This is a genomic window from Alteromonas sp. MB-3u-76 (assembly GCF_002831605.1).
Taxonomy (GTDB): Bacteria; Pseudomonadota; Gammaproteobacteria; order Enterobacterales; family Alteromonadaceae; genus Alteromonas; species Alteromonas hispanica.
Map to the genome: position 1 here is coordinate 965,125 of NZ_CP025115.1, position 14,902 is coordinate 980,026.

At 43.1% G+C, this 14,902-nt stretch carries 17 protein-coding genes and 1 tRNA gene; 12 read left to right on the plus strand and 6 right to left on the minus strand.

Going from position 1 to position 14,902, the window contains the following annotated elements:
• Positions 1–239: 239 nt before the first annotated feature.
• Genes CW735_RS04300 through CW735_RS04310 form a run of 3 tightly spaced genes read left to right on the plus strand, consistent with a single transcriptional unit; the run spans position 240 to position 1,846 of the window.
• Positions 240–956 carry a hypothetical protein gene (locus CW735_RS04300; protein WP_100971070.1) on the plus strand — a complete coding sequence of 239 codons (717 nt, stop codon included), beginning with the start codon at positions 240–242 and terminating at the stop codon, positions 954–956.
• A gap of 31 nt (positions 957–987) precedes the next feature.
• Positions 988–1,419 (plus strand): DUF5681 domain-containing protein, encoded by a 432-nt coding sequence (locus CW735_RS04305; RefSeq protein ID WP_100971072.1) that lies wholly within the window; start codon positions 988–990, stop codon positions 1,417–1,419.
• The gene (locus CW735_RS04310) at positions 1,412–1,846 is read left to right on the plus strand and encodes a hypothetical protein (protein WP_100971074.1); all 435 of its coding nucleotides are present in this window, start codon (positions 1,412–1,414) and stop codon (positions 1,844–1,846) included. The genes CW735_RS04305 and CW735_RS04310 overlap by 8 nt, the downstream gene beginning before the upstream one ends.
• A gap of 211 nt (positions 1,847–2,057) precedes the next feature.
• Here CW735_RS04310 and CW735_RS04320 read toward each other — a convergent pair whose 3' ends face one another.
• From CW735_RS04320 to CW735_RS04330, 3 genes are all read right to left on the minus strand, one after another.
• Positions 2,058–2,588, minus strand: coding sequence for a hypothetical protein (locus tag CW735_RS04320; RefSeq protein ID WP_100971078.1), 531 nt, complete (start codon positions 2,586–2,588; stop codon positions 2,058–2,060).
• 48 nt (positions 2,589–2,636) lie between these two features.
• The gene (locus CW735_RS04325) at positions 2,637–3,005 is read right to left on the minus strand and encodes a hypothetical protein (RefSeq protein ID WP_100971080.1); all 369 of its coding nucleotides are present in this window, start codon (positions 3,003–3,005) and stop codon (positions 2,637–2,639) included.
• Between the two features lie 186 nt (positions 3,006–3,191).
• A tRNA-Ile gene (locus CW735_RS04330) sits at positions 3,192–3,268 on the minus strand.
• A gap of 590 nt (positions 3,269–3,858) precedes the next feature.
• On the opposite strand from CW735_RS04330, the gene CW735_RS04335 reads away from it, so the two are divergent.
• The 9 genes from CW735_RS04335 (at position 3,859) to CW735_RS04375 (ending at position 11,605) form a co-directional block, all read left to right on the plus strand.
• On the plus strand, positions 3,859–4,668 hold the full coding sequence (locus tag CW735_RS04335; RefSeq protein WP_071978782.1) for an MbnP family protein: 810 nt from the start codon (positions 3,859–3,861) through the stop codon (positions 4,666–4,668).
• Between the two features lie 229 nt (positions 4,669–4,897).
• Positions 4,898–5,227 (plus strand): hypothetical protein, encoded by a 330-nt coding sequence (locus tag CW735_RS04340; protein WP_071978783.1) that lies wholly within the window; start codon positions 4,898–4,900, stop codon positions 5,225–5,227.
• A gap of 112 nt (positions 5,228–5,339) precedes the next feature.
• Positions 5,340–5,726 (plus strand): CidA/LrgA family protein, encoded by a 387-nt coding sequence (locus tag CW735_RS04345; RefSeq protein ID WP_232230570.1) that lies wholly within the window; start codon positions 5,340–5,342, stop codon positions 5,724–5,726.
• A 6-nt stretch (positions 5,727–5,732) separates the two neighbouring features.
• Positions 5,733–6,443, plus strand: coding sequence for an LrgB family protein (locus tag CW735_RS04350; protein WP_071978785.1), 711 nt, complete (start codon positions 5,733–5,735; stop codon positions 6,441–6,443).
• A 235-nt stretch (positions 6,444–6,678) separates the two neighbouring features.
• Positions 6,679–7,674, plus strand: a complete 996-nt coding sequence (locus tag CW735_RS04355) for a response regulator (RefSeq protein ID WP_100971082.1) — start codon at positions 6,679–6,681, stop codon at positions 7,672–7,674.
• Positions 7,674–8,162: a PAS domain-containing protein gene (locus CW735_RS04360; protein ID WP_071978787.1), complete on the plus strand. Its 489-nt coding sequence runs from the start codon at positions 7,674–7,676 to the stop codon at positions 8,160–8,162. Before CW735_RS04355 ends, CW735_RS04360 begins: the two co-directional genes overlap by 1 nt.
• A gap of 102 nt (positions 8,163–8,264) precedes the next feature.
• Positions 8,265–10,067 carry an Lcl C-terminal domain-containing protein gene (locus CW735_RS04365; RefSeq protein WP_198520992.1) on the plus strand — a complete coding sequence of 601 codons (1,803 nt, stop codon included), beginning with the start codon at positions 8,265–8,267 and terminating at the stop codon, positions 10,065–10,067.
• 1 nt (position 10,068) lies between these two features.
• Positions 10,069–10,629: an Lcl C-terminal domain-containing protein gene (locus CW735_RS04370; RefSeq protein WP_100971084.1), complete on the plus strand. Its 561-nt coding sequence runs from the start codon at positions 10,069–10,071 to the stop codon at positions 10,627–10,629.
• 175 nt (positions 10,630–10,804) lie between these two features.
• Complete coding sequence (locus tag CW735_RS04375) at positions 10,805–11,605, plus strand: DUF2884 family protein (protein WP_100971086.1); 801 nt, start codon at positions 10,805–10,807, stop codon at positions 11,603–11,605.
• A gap of 45 nt (positions 11,606–11,650) precedes the next feature.
• Here the strand turns inward: CW735_RS04375 and hemW are convergent, their stop codons facing one another.
• From hemW to srmB, 3 genes are all read right to left on the minus strand, one after another.
• Complete coding sequence (gene hemW / locus CW735_RS04380) at positions 11,651–12,790, minus strand: radical SAM family heme chaperone HemW (protein WP_071978789.1); 1,140 nt, start codon at positions 12,788–12,790, stop codon at positions 11,651–11,653.
• Positions 12,783–13,385 (minus strand): RdgB/HAM1 family non-canonical purine NTP pyrophosphatase, encoded by a 603-nt coding sequence (gene rdgB / locus CW735_RS04385; protein ID WP_071978790.1) that lies wholly within the window; start codon positions 13,383–13,385, stop codon positions 12,783–12,785. Before rdgB ends, hemW begins: the two co-directional genes overlap by 8 nt.
• A 105-nt stretch (positions 13,386–13,490) precedes the next feature.
• On the minus strand, positions 13,491–14,750 hold the full coding sequence (srmB, locus tag CW735_RS04390) for an ATP-dependent RNA helicase SrmB (protein WP_071978791.1): 1,260 nt from the start codon (positions 14,748–14,750) through the stop codon (positions 13,491–13,493).
• Positions 14,751–14,902 lie beyond the last annotated feature (152 nt).

The window sequence follows — 14,902 nt, forward strand, 5'->3', positions numbered from 1 at the left end:
GGTGTGGTTAATTCTGTTACATCAAACCTTTAAGGGCGTTAAAGTTTTGCCCTACTTATTGGTAGTAGTGTGCTTTAATTTTAATCTTTAGAGATAGGTTATTGTTACTTAAATAAAAAATTTGTAGATGTTTTTTGTTTTAGGGTAACGTGTATTTGTTAAATACTGATAACAAGCGTAACCACACTGTTTTTCACGTGTTCCTTGCTTCTTTTTTTCGAAACAGCGAGGAATACAAAATGGAAATCAATTCAAACATCACTCCTTCACTACACCCTCAGAATATTACTTCGATTGATGGGTATGACGACACAACCGCAGGCTACGTTGAAAGCGCTAAGGCTGCGCTAGAGTTAGCTTATAAATCTCTTGGCGCGGTACATGGTGCGCGAACAAAAGTTAATGACAATTCTGCGTGGTCAAAAGAAAAGAAGCTCTTAGAACTTGCTGAGTTTGGTGAAAAGAATATGGACAGGGTTTTGCCTGTATTTGATCGCGCAAGAACTAATCTTGAATCTGGTATCAAAAGTGTCGAGCAGGCAATAAGCGAGTCACTAAGCAAAACTACCCCTGCACTTGCCCAAGAGATTAGATCGCACATTAAAACTTTGGACACAACTGCAAGAGCTGAATTAGTGCAAAAGCTATTCGCAGAAAAGAATTACGATGTAGTGACTGCAATAATTGATGCACCAGCATTTTTGTCTGGGATTACCACAGAAGAACGTGAGAACTACAAACGCAAGCTACACGAGACCACTAACCCCGAGCTAGTTAAACGCGTAAAAGTTATGAAGTCGGCACTTTCTATTATTGAGAGTAGAGGCCCACTTGTGATGCTCCAAACCGAAAAAGCTATTGGCGCTAACTTTGACTTAATTGCCAAGTTACGCAACGAAGAAAGTGCAACACGACGCGCCCTTATTATTAAAGACCACGAAGAAAACCAAGCCTGATCTAGTGTTGATCTTATCAAGAGGGGGAATTATGTCAGAGCCAGCTGTAAGTGGAAATAAAGCTTGGGTGAAAGGAATGAAGTCGCCTAATCCTAAAGGTCGTCCAAAAGGAATAGTAGACCGAAGAGCTAAGATTACCGAAAGCATGTTAACCGATGCTTCGGATATAGTTGAAGCAGTGGTTGCAAAAGCAAAGCAAGGTGATGTGCAAGCTGCACAATTAATTATTTCGCGGGTATTACCCACATTAGCAGCCCAGAGCGAAAAGGTTGAGTTCGAGCTCGATACCGCTGCTTCTCTTGCTGAACAAACGGAGCAAGTGTTAGCGGCAACCTCCAAAGGGGTATTGTCACCTGACAGTGCGCAGCGAATAATTCAGATAATTGGGGCGCTTGGTGAAATCCGCCACCTTGAAGATATTGAGGATCGTTTAGCTGCTTTGGAGGGGAATGCCAATGTCTAAGATAAACATAGAAGAACGTTTCATCATCCCTACGAATCATATGAAAGAGTTTGCACCTCTCTTATACAGATATGCACCAGAGGACTGCTTTCGGTTGACTAAGTTTTATGATGATTGTGGTCAAATGTTTTGGCCGCACGATAAGCATCTGCGTACAGTGCGCTGTCTATTTCTTCAAACAGGGCAGGGTGAGTTTAAGTTGGTAGTGGCAGAAGACATAGAAAAGTTATTCGATTACAGTGATAAGAATATTCCAGCTACTTGTATTCGCTGTGATGTACCTGCAAATGAGCTTGCCAGTTTTATGGAACCAGAACTGGGAATTGCTAGTTTTATTGCAGCTCGCCATCCTTACCACAACCAGCGTGTAGAAATGCTATGTATGCTTGCTGATATTTGCTCCACGAGTAAAGGCAATGCGGTATAGTGCTAAAACAAAAGTGCTGCAACGAATTGCAGCACTTGAGAATCAGCAGCATAAGAACTTAAACAAGCCTTATGCTCTTTTTCCTGTCAGGAAGTCACTTGAGGAGTGGGAACTACTTGCTGCTCCTATGCAAGCTCACCTCAAGGCTAATGTTAAGACTGGTGAGCCTGTAATATATGAACTCAGCATACCCATAAATTAAATGCAAATTCTAGCAAGTTTTTTGTTCATAACAATTTAACTTTTCCAAAAACGCTTTAGACAGTGATGCAGGGACTTGAAACACACCTTCATTTCGTTTGCCGTAAACCTTTATCTTCCAGTCTGTTGATGCCATTTTCTCAAGATATGTGTAAGGCACAATCAAACCAAAGACCTCCTCAGTTGTGACCATCCCCGTGTTTGCTGAAACTTCATTGTCTATTTCATCAAATTCAAAAGAATAACCGTCTTGACCATTTGCTGAATGATAGAAGCCCCAATCTACATTACTTGAACTGACGTAGAGCTGAATGAAAGCTCTTTTATCCCCTTTATAAAGAGATCTAAAACTTAGCTGAACAGGAAATGTATCTGTAAAGCCTTGTCTGCTGAGATACAACGGAGTTCTAATCCAAGTCTGCTGTTTAAAATCATCTCTTTCTACTATTACCTGATTGGAAATGTCTTCTTGATTAGTTGGAATGGTGCTTGAACAGGCGCAAAGAGTTATTGTGAAAAGTGCTGCTAGTATTATTTTCATTAGAAGTCCTTTTTTCATTATTGAAGTAATAATTTGTTTATTAAAGCTCTAGTTAACTGACATTGTTCCTGGATTGTTGTTCTGAGAGAGCGTGTAGTTAACCACAATACCGTCCTCAATGAGTACGTCCAAAGTCTTCTGCGTACCTGTCATTTTCACATCTGTGGACACAATATAACTTTGTGCTTTTGCAGTACCAGCGGAATAGAAGTACATCCACTTTTCTTGGCTTTGAGAAATTACATTTTTGGAATAGGGCTCTCCTAAGAGACTTACTAACTGTGGTGTCGTAGTTTCACCCCTAACAATTTCAGATGCTTTTTCAACGGAGAAGTCCGTACCAACAGAGTAATTTGAAGTGGCACAACCAGACAAAGTTGCAATTGAGATAAAAAGTGAAGCAAAAACCTTTTTCATTATTCTTCCTTGTAGATAAAGATTAATTGCGCTCGTGAGCGCCTTATACTGAAGGTTAATACACCCCAAATTTATATTCAAACATTAGTATAGATTGGTTGTCATGTAAGCTAATGTAAGCGTATAAATATTATAGGGTGCCAAGATCGAAAAAGCCCCGCAGGCTTTGTACTGCGAGGCTTTATATGGTGGCCCCACCCTGACTTGAACAGGGGACCTGCCGATTATGAGTCGGATGCTCTAACCAACTGAGCTATGGGGCCGAAAACTTTTTATTTTACTTACAACAGGCTTACATGATTTTCGAGTCAGCTTTTACTCTTTAGTAACCTATTGTATTTAATCTATTTTATCTCTTTCTAAATGACCAGCGCAACTTATTATGAGTCGGATGCTCTAACCAACTGAGCTATGGGGCCATTTTGAACTGATTGTCTTGCGCTGCGTTGTTATTACGGTTATTGACTTAGGCTTTATAGCTAATCTCTGCATCCGCAATTCCAAGCGACCGCAAGTATAAGCAGTTTTATTTGGCTTGTCACGCCTTGGCGATAGCTTTATGAATTGTTTGCTTTATTTTTGTTCACATTCTAAGAGCCGGCATAAAAATATCCTAAATTTAAGTCAAGGGGCTTAAGCCTAGTTACTTAAGTCTAGGTACTTAGGGTTAATCTTGAGAGTTGCTAACTAAACTGCCGCTTTAGGTTTTTTATACCTAGTCTTTCTTGACCGCCTCCTGTTAAAGGTGCACAAAGGGAGTACTATTGAAATATTTTGCAGGCTTTTTAAACTTTACCCCATCAATACCGTCTACTCATTGTTACGCTCTCATTTACAGGAACAACAGACTCGCATGAACACATACCTTCGCTCTAGCAATGCACTTGCACTTTTTCTAACTACTATGTTGGCATTAAGCGGCTGTGATATAAGCAAATTTAAAGGGCGAGAGGCTGGCGAAATTCCCTTTAACTTGGTTGGGGTTGAGACCGACGCTTGTCCAATTATACTGAGCGCGGCCAATAATAGGTGGAATATCGACTACTTTGGCTTTTATCTTAGCAACCCTGAAGTGCGAGTAGATGGAAAGTGGCAGCGAGTAAAGTTCAAGCAAAGCCACTGGCAAACACCGCAAACAGCGCTGTTGAAATTTCACTCTGCATGTAGCGAGCCTAGCGACGCAAATAGCAAAATTGTGCTCGATGTTTCTGAGGAGTTATTAAAGCTATCAACAAACCTGCGGTTTACCATGGGCCTTCCGTTTGAACAAAATCATGCAGACGTTAATGTTCAACCAGTACCTTTGAATGATGAGTCTATGTTCGCAGACGCACTTAATGGGCATATGTTTTTGAAGTTAGACCTTTCAAAAGTCAATGATGAAAAAGCAACTTGGTCCTATCATTTAGGTAATGCAGGGTGTGAGTTTTCCAACGACGATAGCAACAAGGTCGAAAAGTGTGCTTTTACCAATAGGGTGGAATTTATTTTGCCCATGACACAGCTTGATACCGATTTAGATATTGATATTTCTGTGTCGAATATATTTGCTCAAATAGACATTAATGAAGCGCCGGATTGCAAGTTTGCATCTCCTGAATCAGCCCCGTGCGACAAACTAATACACAACCTAGTGAATCGCCCGTGGATTAAGTGGCAGTAAATCGCGTTAATGCTCAATTGATATTAATGAGATAGCAGCTGAATATAATATTTTATGAATGGTGATAATTTCGCAATAATTTGCCTGTTTTCTTGCTTTTATGTTTATACTTTAGTCAAAAGTATGAAATTACTGCTTATGTGCTACGCGTGTAAACAGTGGTAAACTTATAATAATTATTTAACATTGCATTGCCTTATACAGCAGGTGCGCTGTCGCGGAGACAAAAATGACAGAAAAAGCCTTTATCACAAGTGGCCGAAACACCATCATTCACAAAATTAGAAAGCTAGATTTACTAGTGACAAATGGTGATGACAATCCACCAATACTCGTTACTTATAAAGGTATAAAGCAATTCGAAGGAAAAGTACCTGATAACAAGCGTGAAGCCAAAATGATGGACATGGAACTTGTCGATGTAACTACGAGTGACGTTTTTGGCGATGAAAAAACATTGGTGTTTATACAAACGCTAAATGGAAAAGAATACAAAATAGACTATTCGAAAATTGGTACGAGTATGTTTATTAAAATCCACCAAGACAGTTTCTTTTGATCTCCAAAGACTGATTGAAAGTGGCAGGCTGGTGAATCCAGCCTTTTTTTTGCCTGATATCAAGCTAGGTATCCAAGTAGCCATAAAAACAAGTAAACACTAGGGGAACAGGGTGCAAGTAAAAAGTAGGATGATTGGCGGCGTTATGATTTTACTGTCGTACTATTGCGGCATGTTTTTATCTCATCAGCTGAGCTTGCCCATTCCCGGTCCCTTGCTTGGCTTGGTAATTTTGTTAGCCGTGTTATTTTTTGTTCCCAACCTCGAAAAATCCACCACACTAGTTGCTTTGCCTTTTCTCAAGCATATGTCGGTATTATTTGTACCTGCAGTGCTTGGCGTGAGTCTTTACTGGAATGATATTACATCAAATAGCGTGGCCTTGTTCGTTGCTATTGTGGGCACTACGGCATTGTGTCTTGGGCTAACGGGCTGGTTTGCCGGTAAATTGATGGGGGAAGGTAATGTTATACGCTCTGACTCGAAAGACCGGCGATAGCTTAAAATGATAGATGCGTTAGCGAATACTTTTACATTAAGTGGCTTGTTTTGGGTGTCGGTAACGCTACTTTGCTATTTTGTTAGCCTTAAAGTAAATGTTTATTTTAGTGGGCATCCTGCGTTACATCCCCTTGTGGTCACTGCGGCATTAGTGGCACTTCTTCTAGTGCTTACGCAGGTGAACGTTCCTCGTTACCAGCAATCCGTTTCCTTTTTGCATTGGCTGTTAGGCCCGGTAACGGTGGCATTGGCAATACCTATATTCAAGCAATGGCAAAGTTTAAAAAAATACGGGTGGAGGCTGTTTATCAGCATAGCGATTGGCGGCATTATTGCGCCTCTCACGGCTTGGATTACCCTTTATATTTTAAACACCCCTATAGCGTTACAACTTACTATGTTAGCTAAATCTATTACCACGCCACTTGCCATGGAGGCGAGTGCGCAAATAGGTGGCATAGCTCCACTTGCAGCTGTGTTTGTGATAGTAACGGGTATTGTCGGCGCTGTGCTGTCTAACACAATGTTTACGTTGTTCAATGTGACAAGCCCAGTAGCTCAAGGGATTGCATTAGGAACGGTTGCCCATGCGGTGGGTACTGCAAAAGCTATTCATATGGGAGAAGACGTTGCCGCAATGGCCACGCTTGGTCTATGCATAAACGGTATTTTTACGGCCTTTGTGTTACCACTAATTTTCAGTATTATGATGTAAACTGGTTGATAAGATTTTTTAGCGTTATCTTTGGCAATATTGTCCAAAAGTGCTATTTCTTAGTGAAGCATTTCGTATCATTCTGTGTATAGACAAAAGGAATGGACGATGATGTAAGCGCGGACGAAAGTACGTTTCAGTTTGCTGCTGTCCTGCCGATAATTACCTAATAGGGTAAATAAGTTAACTAAGTCGGTGAAAACTGGTTTCCAAAATTAGGTGGTATTAAAGCTTAATGTTTTCCGTACTCGTTTGTGATGACTCTTTAGTTGCACGAAAGCAAGTGGCAAAGTGCCTCCCGCAAGATTGGGACGTTGCCGTACACTTTGCAAAGAATGGTCAAGAGGGGCTGGCTTCCCTTGCCGCTGGTAAAGGCGATCTTCTCCTTCTCGATTTAAACATGCCTGTGTTAGACGGGTATGGAACGTTAGAAGCCATTCAGCAACAGGGTTTAAAAACAAAGGTTATCGTGGTGTCGGGCGATATTCAGCCTGAAGCGAAAGATAGGGTGTTATCTCTCGGCGCATTAGACTTTATTCGCAAACCTGTCGAGCCCCAAGCCTTGGCAGATGTGTTGGATAAACACAATATACTGCATGTCGACAGTGAACCCGTTCGTGAAGTTACTCCTTTAGACCCAGATATTCGCGACTGCTATCAAGAAATTACCAACATTGCTATGGGGCAGGCTGGCGATCATCTAGCCCGAACAATGGATGTGTTTGTAGAACTTCCCATACCTAACGTTAACCTTATTGAGGTGTCTGAACTTCACATGATGCTGTCTGATATAGAGAGTCATGAAGAGGTGACCGCTGTTTGCCAAGGCTTCTTGGGGCCGGGTATAAGTGGTGAGGCGCTGTGCATTTTAAGTGATTCAAGCTTCGATGACGTTGCTAAAATCCTTAATGTAGAAGGTGAGGTAGACGATCAGCTCCAGTTAGAATTATTGATGGATGCAGCAAGTATCTTAATTGGTACTTGTCTTACTGGCTTGGCAAATCAAATGGATGTGAACTTCAGTCAAGGTCACCCAATTGTTCTTGGCCAGCATCGAGCAATTACAGAAATCATCAGTATGAATCAAATTAAGTGGAAGCGTACATTGGCCATAGAGCTAAGTTACGGACTTGAAGGGTACGACGTACAATGCGATCTCATTTTGCTGTTTACTGAAGAATCGATGAAAATGATGAATTCTAAACTTGCCCATCTATTGGAGGATTTTTAATGAGTCAGAATTTAGATGATTTATTAGAATTCCACTGGATGATGGACATGCTGCAAACTGTGGATGTTGGTATTGTAGTATTAGACAAAAACTTTTCTGTGCAAGTGTGGAATGGTTTTATGGAAAGCCACAGCGGACTGTTGCCAAGTGAGGTAAGAGAAAAATCGCTGTTTGATTTATTTCCCGCAATTAAAAAAGACTGGTTTATGAAAAAAGCTAAGCCAGTATTTGAATTGAAAACCCGTGCTTTCATGACATGGGAACAACGCCCATATTTGTTTAAGTTTCCTAACTACCGGCCGATTACAGGTAGTGAGTCATATATGTATCAAAATATCACGCTGTCGCCGTTAACTTCGGCAACGGGGAACGTGGATTACATCAGTATGATGATTTACGACATGACCGATGTGGCAGTAGGGAAAAAACAATTAGAAGCGTTACAGGTATCGGTGTCAGAAGCGCAGGAGTTAAAACGAACTCTTTAGTGCTTTTCCGCCATAGCCACCTTTCTTATTCTCCCTCGGTTTTAACATACATACTGTTTTTTTTGCGCACGGTACTCTTGCTACCGTGCGGTTGGAGTTGATATGCAAGTAACGCCTTTTACCTTTTTCAATCGTTTGTCTTCGCGAGCTAGCAGCGCTTCGCAGTTTCTCGCCATGTGCACTGCTATTTTTATTTTAAGTGGTTGTGGAGGCGGTGGAGATTCCGATAGTCCTCCAAATAGCAGTGGGCTTGCCGTCAATGCAGGCCCCGATGCCACAGTTACAGAGGGCGTAACTTACTCATTAAGCGGCGAAGTAACCGGCGGTGACGGTACTTACACTTATAACTGGTCTTCTTCACCTACTTTGGATATTACGCATGAAGACAACACGGTTTCTACGGCAAGTTTTGTCGCTCCGTCAGTAAGCGAGGACACCAATTACACGCTAACTCTATCTGTGAATGACACGAGCGGTAATACAAGAAGCGACTCTACCATTATTACTGTTGCCCCAGTTAATATAGCTCCAGTGGCGAGTATTTTTGTTCCGCAATGGGAAGGTTTAGCAGAAAACCAATTTCCAGGTGGTGTCGATATTGTGCTTGATGGCTCGGGCAGTAGTGATGCCGACGCTCCATCACAAGGGGATGAAATTGCCAGCTTTAGATGGTCGCAAACCGCGGGAATCAATGTAATCACCGGCGTTGATACTAACTCCTCTACGCTTAGCATTAGCACGCCTGTTGCCAACGATCCTCAAGTAATAGAGTTTCAGCTTGAGGTAACCGATAGCGAAGGCGCAAGCAACACAACGTCAGTCTCACTATCTATTCAATCTGAAACCCAAACCCTGCCTGTAGCCGATGCCGGATTTTCGCAAGGGGTATTCAGCGGTGAGGTTATTATTCTTAATGGGCAGGCAAGCACCAGCATCGCCAGCGACGATACATTAACCTACCAGTGGGAGCGATTTGGCAGCGTACTTTCTTCTGCCGGTAATGCTTCTTTTACCAACGAGGCCTCGTCTTCAAACGCAGATGTAAGCATAAGTGCGGTAGATGATAGTGATGCACTCTCTACTTTTGCTATTGCGCCTTTAGTATCGAGCCCTACAGTACTGACTTATACGCTTACAGTAACCGATGCTAACAACAATAGCGTGGAAGACAGTATTTCTGTTCGAGTGCAGCCTATGCCAACAGCCCTTATAAACGACACGGGATTTGTGGATCAGGCCACGAATAATGCAATTACCAAGGTACAGCAAAACGAATTTCCAGGCCAAGATGGTCAGCGAGGGGCCGATATTGTTGGTAAAAATGGTTTGATAGAAAAAGCAGGGCGAGGGCTAGCCGGTTTCGACTTCACCCGCTTGAACGCAAACGGCGATGAGCAGGACGCTGATGCGCAGACGTGGTCTTGTGTTAGAGACAACGTAACTGGCCTTGTATGGGAAGTTAAAACAGACGACGGATTGTTGCGAGATCAGAATTTTACCTACACATGGTATAGCCAAGACGAAAACGGCGGCTTTGAGGGTGATGAAGCCGGTTTGGCAGCATCTTGCACTTTGGCAAACTGTAATACAGAAGCTTATGTGGCAGCGGTGAATGCTCAAGGGTTGTGCGGCTTTTTTGACTGGCGAATGCCAACTCATGAAGAGCTTTTCTCTTTGCTGCATTTAGGCTTAAAAGACGTGGTAGCTGTTGATGCAGACTACTTCCCCAACACCGGCGCACTTAGCAACCAGCCTCTGTGGTATTGGACTTCTGTGCCAAGTGCTGATGGGGTAAACAGTGATGATGCGCAGAACGCATGGGCATTAGACTTTGATTCGGGTGTTGATAATTTTTTGAATAAATCAACTGCAGCAAGGGTACGCTTAGTAAGGGCAGGAAGATAATATGGCACTTCATCGAATAACTAATAAAAAAGCAGCGGTTGGTGCTGCGCTAGCCACACTATTAACTTCGGCGTTTATTTTTCCTAGTGCTGCAATTGCCCAAGAATGCCTTTCAAGCGGTTTGGAAACTACTCCGAGTGATAGATTTACCGCGGTGACTACTTCATCTTTACTCGACACTGCGACAGATTTGGTTTGGCGACGTTGCTCGGAAGGACAAACATGGAATGGTTCAACGTGTGAGGGCGAAGCGACAAAGTACACCTGGCAACAAGCCCTTCAGCTTGCTCATGAAGCCAGTGATAACGATTTATTAGGTTGGCGGTTGCCGAATGTGAAAGAGCTTGCTTCTATCACCGAGCGAAACTGCGTTAGGCCAGCTGTTAATAGTGGGCTTTTTCCAGAAACTCCCGCCGATGACTTTTGGACATCCACACCTTCTGCAGATGATCCTGATAGAGCCTGGGTTGTGGCGTTCTTTAACGCTAGCCACTCTATTAAAGAGAAAGACCGGTTTATTTATGTTCGTTTGGTAAGAACCTTTACCGGTGAAAATGAGTGAGCATTGGGTTTTAAGACAAACACGCCCTAGTTAATTTGCAAAAGAAGCACGTATTCAGCACATATTTAATTACGTGCTTTCTTTTTATGAGAGCTAGTTCAAGTTCAACCTGATTTTTAGCACGTTAGACTCAACACGGCTTTTTATTTTTCCTTAAGCTAGCCACAATAGAGGTATGAAATTTTTTCCGCGTTTTCACAAATTTTCAGTCTTGTTCTGCTTGTTAGCGGGGCTGCCTTTTTCTACTCAGGCTGAATACACCTGTAATATCGATTTTGCCTATGGGATCGCAGTAAATAGCGATCAGCTGCGAGTTATGGACAAAACTCGAACGGTTGTGCAAATAAACGATCAATCTCAACTTTTCATCGGCGGACGCTGGCAAACCCTTGATAAACAGCAAAGAGAGTGGTTAAAAGAATACGCTAGTGGTTTACATTACGTGGTGCCCAAAATGATTGTGCTGGCCACAGAAGGGGTTGACCTTGCTATCGACACCATTGAGCATGTGTATTTAGGTTTGGTGGGAAGCGATCACGATAGCTACGAGCGTTTGAATTCTGCTATGTCTAGGGTTCAAAGCAGAGTACGCGATAAGTTTAGACATGCCAGTAATCATTATTTTATTGGCCCGGGCTCCCTTGAAAGCGTTGACGAATTTGTTGATAGCGAAATTGAAGCGCAGCTAGAAGAGGCGATCTCGACGTCTGTTGGCGGTATTTTATCTGCAATCAGTGGAATAAATACCGAAAACGGCGAAGTAAACGAAGATAGAGTGGCTGAAATAACCCGTCAGTTGAATACCGTTGGCGAACGCTTGGATGTTGGCGATAAAGCAACAACCTTGCGTAAAAAAGCCGAGTGGTTTTGCGAAAAGCTCAAGCGGTTAGATGTTGCAGAAGAAAATTTGAGAGCAAGCTTACCCGCTTTTGAACCTTACAATATTATTACGTCTCAAGACGAAGAAAGTAATTAGGACCTCTGTTTCATTTACTCATTTGTTTTATTAAGCCTTGTCGTATTATACAAAGCAAGAAAGTAAGGTGTTTAAGTAGCGACGTCCCATAGATGTTACCTGCCAATGCTGAGACGAAATATCAAGCAGCCCTTTTTGGGCAGCATCTTCGAGCGCGAACTTTACCTCATCAGAAATATCTAGCCCAGTTAGCGCCCTATAGTCGTCAATTGGACAAGGCTCCAGCAAACGAAACCTGTTCATAAAAAATTCGAAGGGAAGGTCGCCTGCTTCCACGGTGTTTTTCTTATCAATGTAGGGTCTGCTCATTTCCATGTAACCCCTAGGGTGTTTTACCTTCACTAACCTTTGAATAGAGCCGGTGTCAACATCCGTTATTTTGCCATGGGCACCGCAGCCAATACCTAAGTAATCACCAAAACGCCAGTAGTTGAGGTTGTGTCTACATTGGTGCCCTTCTTTTGAATAGGCTGATATTTCATACTGCTTGTAGCCGGCGGCCTCTAATACCCTGTGCCCCTGTTCCTGTATTTCCCATAATATGTCATCGTCGGGAAGCTCTGGAGGGCGCGAGTAAAAGGGGGTGTTTGGCTCAATAGTTAATTGGTACCAAGACAAGTGATAAGGATTTAGGTCAATACCCCGATTTAAATCCGACATGGCGTTATCGACGCTTTGCTGAGGTAAGCCGTGCATTAAGTCAAGATTAAAGGTAGGAAGCCCAGCGCTGTGTGCCTGCGCTACCGCATTTACCGCTTGGCTCTCACTATGAATGCGCCCTAATATAGACAAATGTTGAGGCTGAAAACTTTGAATACCAACAGAAATACGGTTAACTCCGGCTTGATAAAAGCCTTCAAATTTTCCAGCTTCAACCGTGCCCGGGTTAGCTTCCATGGTAATTTCGGCATCGCATGCCAAATTAACTCTGCTTTTTATGCCTTCAATAATATCTGCCATGGCTTGTGCCGAGAACAGGCTAGGCGTGCCACCACCGATAAAAACAGTGTCTACAGGTCTATCGCCTACGGCCTTGGCATCTATTGCCAGGTCGTCTAGAAGGTGTGCAACGTATTCTTTTTCCGGTAGGGCCGACTTTAACCCGTGTGAATTAAAATCGCAGTAGGGGCATTTTTGAACACACCACGGAATATGAACATATAAACTAAGAGGAGGATTACGCAAAGGCCGCTCTCATGTTATCAAGCAAGATAGCCAGCGCTTTGCCGCGATGACTGATGCGGTTCTTTTCACTGTTTTCAAGTTCTGCAGCGGTGCGCCCATGAGACGATACATTGAAAATAGGGTCGTAACCAAAACCGCCATTACCTTGTCGAGCCTGCAATATTTCACCTTGCCATTTACCTTGGCTTACTAAGGGAACCGGATCGCCAGCATGTTGCATAAATACTAGCGTGCAGAAAAAGTGCGCCTTTCGGTTTGCTTCGCCGTCTAATGCGGCGAGTAGCTTGTCGATGTTATCACCGTCGCTCGCATTTTCGCCTGCGTAGCGAGACGAATAAATGCCTGGTGCACCACCTAGAGCATCTACCACTAAGCCTGAATCGTCGGCTATTGCCGGTAAACCAGTGACTTCAGCTGCATGGCGAGCTTTAATAATAGCGTTTTCTACAAAGGTAGTGCCTGTTTCAGGGACATCTTCTACGCCAAGTTCCTTTTGCGCCACTACATCAACGCCATAATCAGCGAAAAGCGCAGTGAACTCACGAACCTTTCCTTGGTTACCCGATGCCAACACAATTTTTTGGGGAAATGACATAGTAATTCCTCAGTCGATTTTGTACCAAAGCTCAAGGCTTTTAGACCTTACAAAGCAGAGCGCTTTAAGTGTAATTACTTAATTCAGCGCTCATGAGACCTTCTGCTATGAAGGTTTATCGCTTGATGGTGCTTTCTTCGCTTTTGACTTAGTTTTAGGCTTTGTTTTTCTCTTCGCCTTAGTCTTGCCTGCTACTTTTTTCTTTTTGGCACCAATTTTTGGCGTTTTGTTCTTGGGTCTCAACTCAGATATAACGCGCCCCTTCATTGGCTCATCCATATAGCGAACCACTTTTGGGATCATGGCAAAGTCGTGAGCTTCAACAAGAGAAATTGCAGTCCCTTTCGCGCCAGCTCTACCTGTTCGACCAATTCGGTGTACGTATATATCGGCCTTTCGAGGCATGTCGAAGTTAATCACATGGCTAACATCTGGTACGTCAATTCCCCGCGCCGCAACATCGGTGGCTAGCAAAATAGGTACTTCACCACTTTTAAAGCGTGCCATTGCGGCATTGCGTTTATCTTGAGGCATTTCGCCTTGAAGCCAGCACACGTTGATATCTTTTGATGCAAGAAAGTCTTTCAGCATTTGCAGGCGTTCTCGTGTTTTAACGAAAACCACGGCAGAAGTAACTTGTTCTTTAAGGATATGCACAAGTAGCGCCTGTTTGTGTGCAAGATCATCAGCTAAATGATACCACTGATGTATTTTGTTCTTTTCTTTACGAGAAGGGTTTGCTTCAACTACTTCTGGGTTATTTAAAATGTCTCTAGCGAAAGCTTTAACTCCAGCACCCTCAAGAGTGGCAGAAAATAAGAGGTTTTGTTTACGCCAGCGCGCTTCTGTGGCTATTTGATTGACGACAGATGAAAAGCCCATATCAAGCATACGATCAGCTTCATCAAGAATTAAGCACTCGATATCACGGCAGTCGGCGGTTTCTTTTTCAATATGCTCTAATAAACGGCCAGGTGTAGCAACCAAGATGTCTAAGTTCTGACTGAGGGTTTCTTTATCGGTGCCGTAATTAATGCCGCCGGTAATAACGCCGCACACCAATTGAGTATGTTTGGTGATGCTTTTGGCTTGCTCATAAACCTGCAGTGCGAGTTCCCGTGTTGGCGTAAGTATTAAAATACGGGTTGCGCCAGGCTGTTTTCGGGGGTAATCAAGCAAGAACTGACAGGCGGGTAAAAGAAACGCCGCAGTTTTGCCCGTACCTGTGGGAGCAGAGGCTAAAATGTCTCTCCCGTCCATAGCGTGGGGGATAACCAATTCTTGGATGCTGGTAGGGGTTTCGTACCCCATTTCTGCCACTGCATGGCATAGAGTTTCGTCTAATTCGAGTTCTTCGAAAGTCATAGTAAAAATACGCTCATAATGAATGCGCGTATTGTAGCATTGATGGGTGAAAACGCAGAAAAAAACTCTGCAAGAATTGCGAATAACTAGGCCGCTTTTTAATCGGGCTCTTAATGGTAACGCCTTCGGACGTTTTATTGGCTAATGCAGCT

Coding starts and splice junctions, on each gene's coding strand:
- CW735_RS04300 (WP_100971070.1), top strand. CDS start 240: ATGGAAATCAATTCAAACATCACTCCTTCACTACACCCTCAGAATATT.
- CW735_RS04305 (WP_100971072.1), top strand. CDS start 988: ATGTCAGAGCCAGCTGTAAGTGGAAATAAAGCTTGGGTGAAAGGAATG.
- CW735_RS04310 (WP_100971074.1), top strand. CDS start 1,412: ATGTCTAAGATAAACATAGAAGAACGTTTCATCATCCCTACGAATCAT.
- CW735_RS04320 (WP_100971078.1), bottom strand. CDS start 2,588: ATGAAAATAATACTAGCAGCACTTTTCACAATAACTCTTTGCGCCTGT.
- CW735_RS04325 (WP_100971080.1), bottom strand. CDS start 3,005: ATGAAAAAGGTTTTTGCTTCACTTTTTATCTCAATTGCAACTTTGTCT.
- CW735_RS04335 (WP_071978782.1), top strand. CDS start 3,859: ATGAACACATACCTTCGCTCTAGCAATGCACTTGCACTTTTTCTAACT.
- CW735_RS04340 (WP_071978783.1), top strand. CDS start 4,898: ATGACAGAAAAAGCCTTTATCACAAGTGGCCGAAACACCATCATTCAC.
- CW735_RS04350 (WP_071978785.1), top strand. CDS start 5,733: ATGATAGATGCGTTAGCGAATACTTTTACATTAAGTGGCTTGTTTTGG.
- CW735_RS04355 (WP_100971082.1), top strand. CDS start 6,679: ATGTTTTCCGTACTCGTTTGTGATGACTCTTTAGTTGCACGAAAGCAA.
- CW735_RS04360 (WP_071978787.1), top strand. CDS start 7,674: ATGAGTCAGAATTTAGATGATTTATTAGAATTCCACTGGATGATGGAC.
- CW735_RS04365 (WP_198520992.1), top strand. CDS start 8,265: ATGCAAGTAACGCCTTTTACCTTTTTCAATCGTTTGTCTTCGCGAGCT.
- CW735_RS04370 (WP_100971084.1), top strand. CDS start 10,069: ATGGCACTTCATCGAATAACTAATAAAAAAGCAGCGGTTGGTGCTGCG.
- CW735_RS04375 (WP_100971086.1), top strand. CDS start 10,805: ATGAAATTTTTTCCGCGTTTTCACAAATTTTCAGTCTTGTTCTGCTTG.
- rdgB (WP_071978790.1), bottom strand. CDS start 13,385: ATGTCATTTCCCCAAAAAATTGTGTTGGCATCGGGTAACCAAGGAAAG.
- srmB (WP_071978791.1), bottom strand. CDS start 14,750: ATGACTTTCGAAGAACTCGAATTAGACGAAACTCTATGCCATGCAGTG.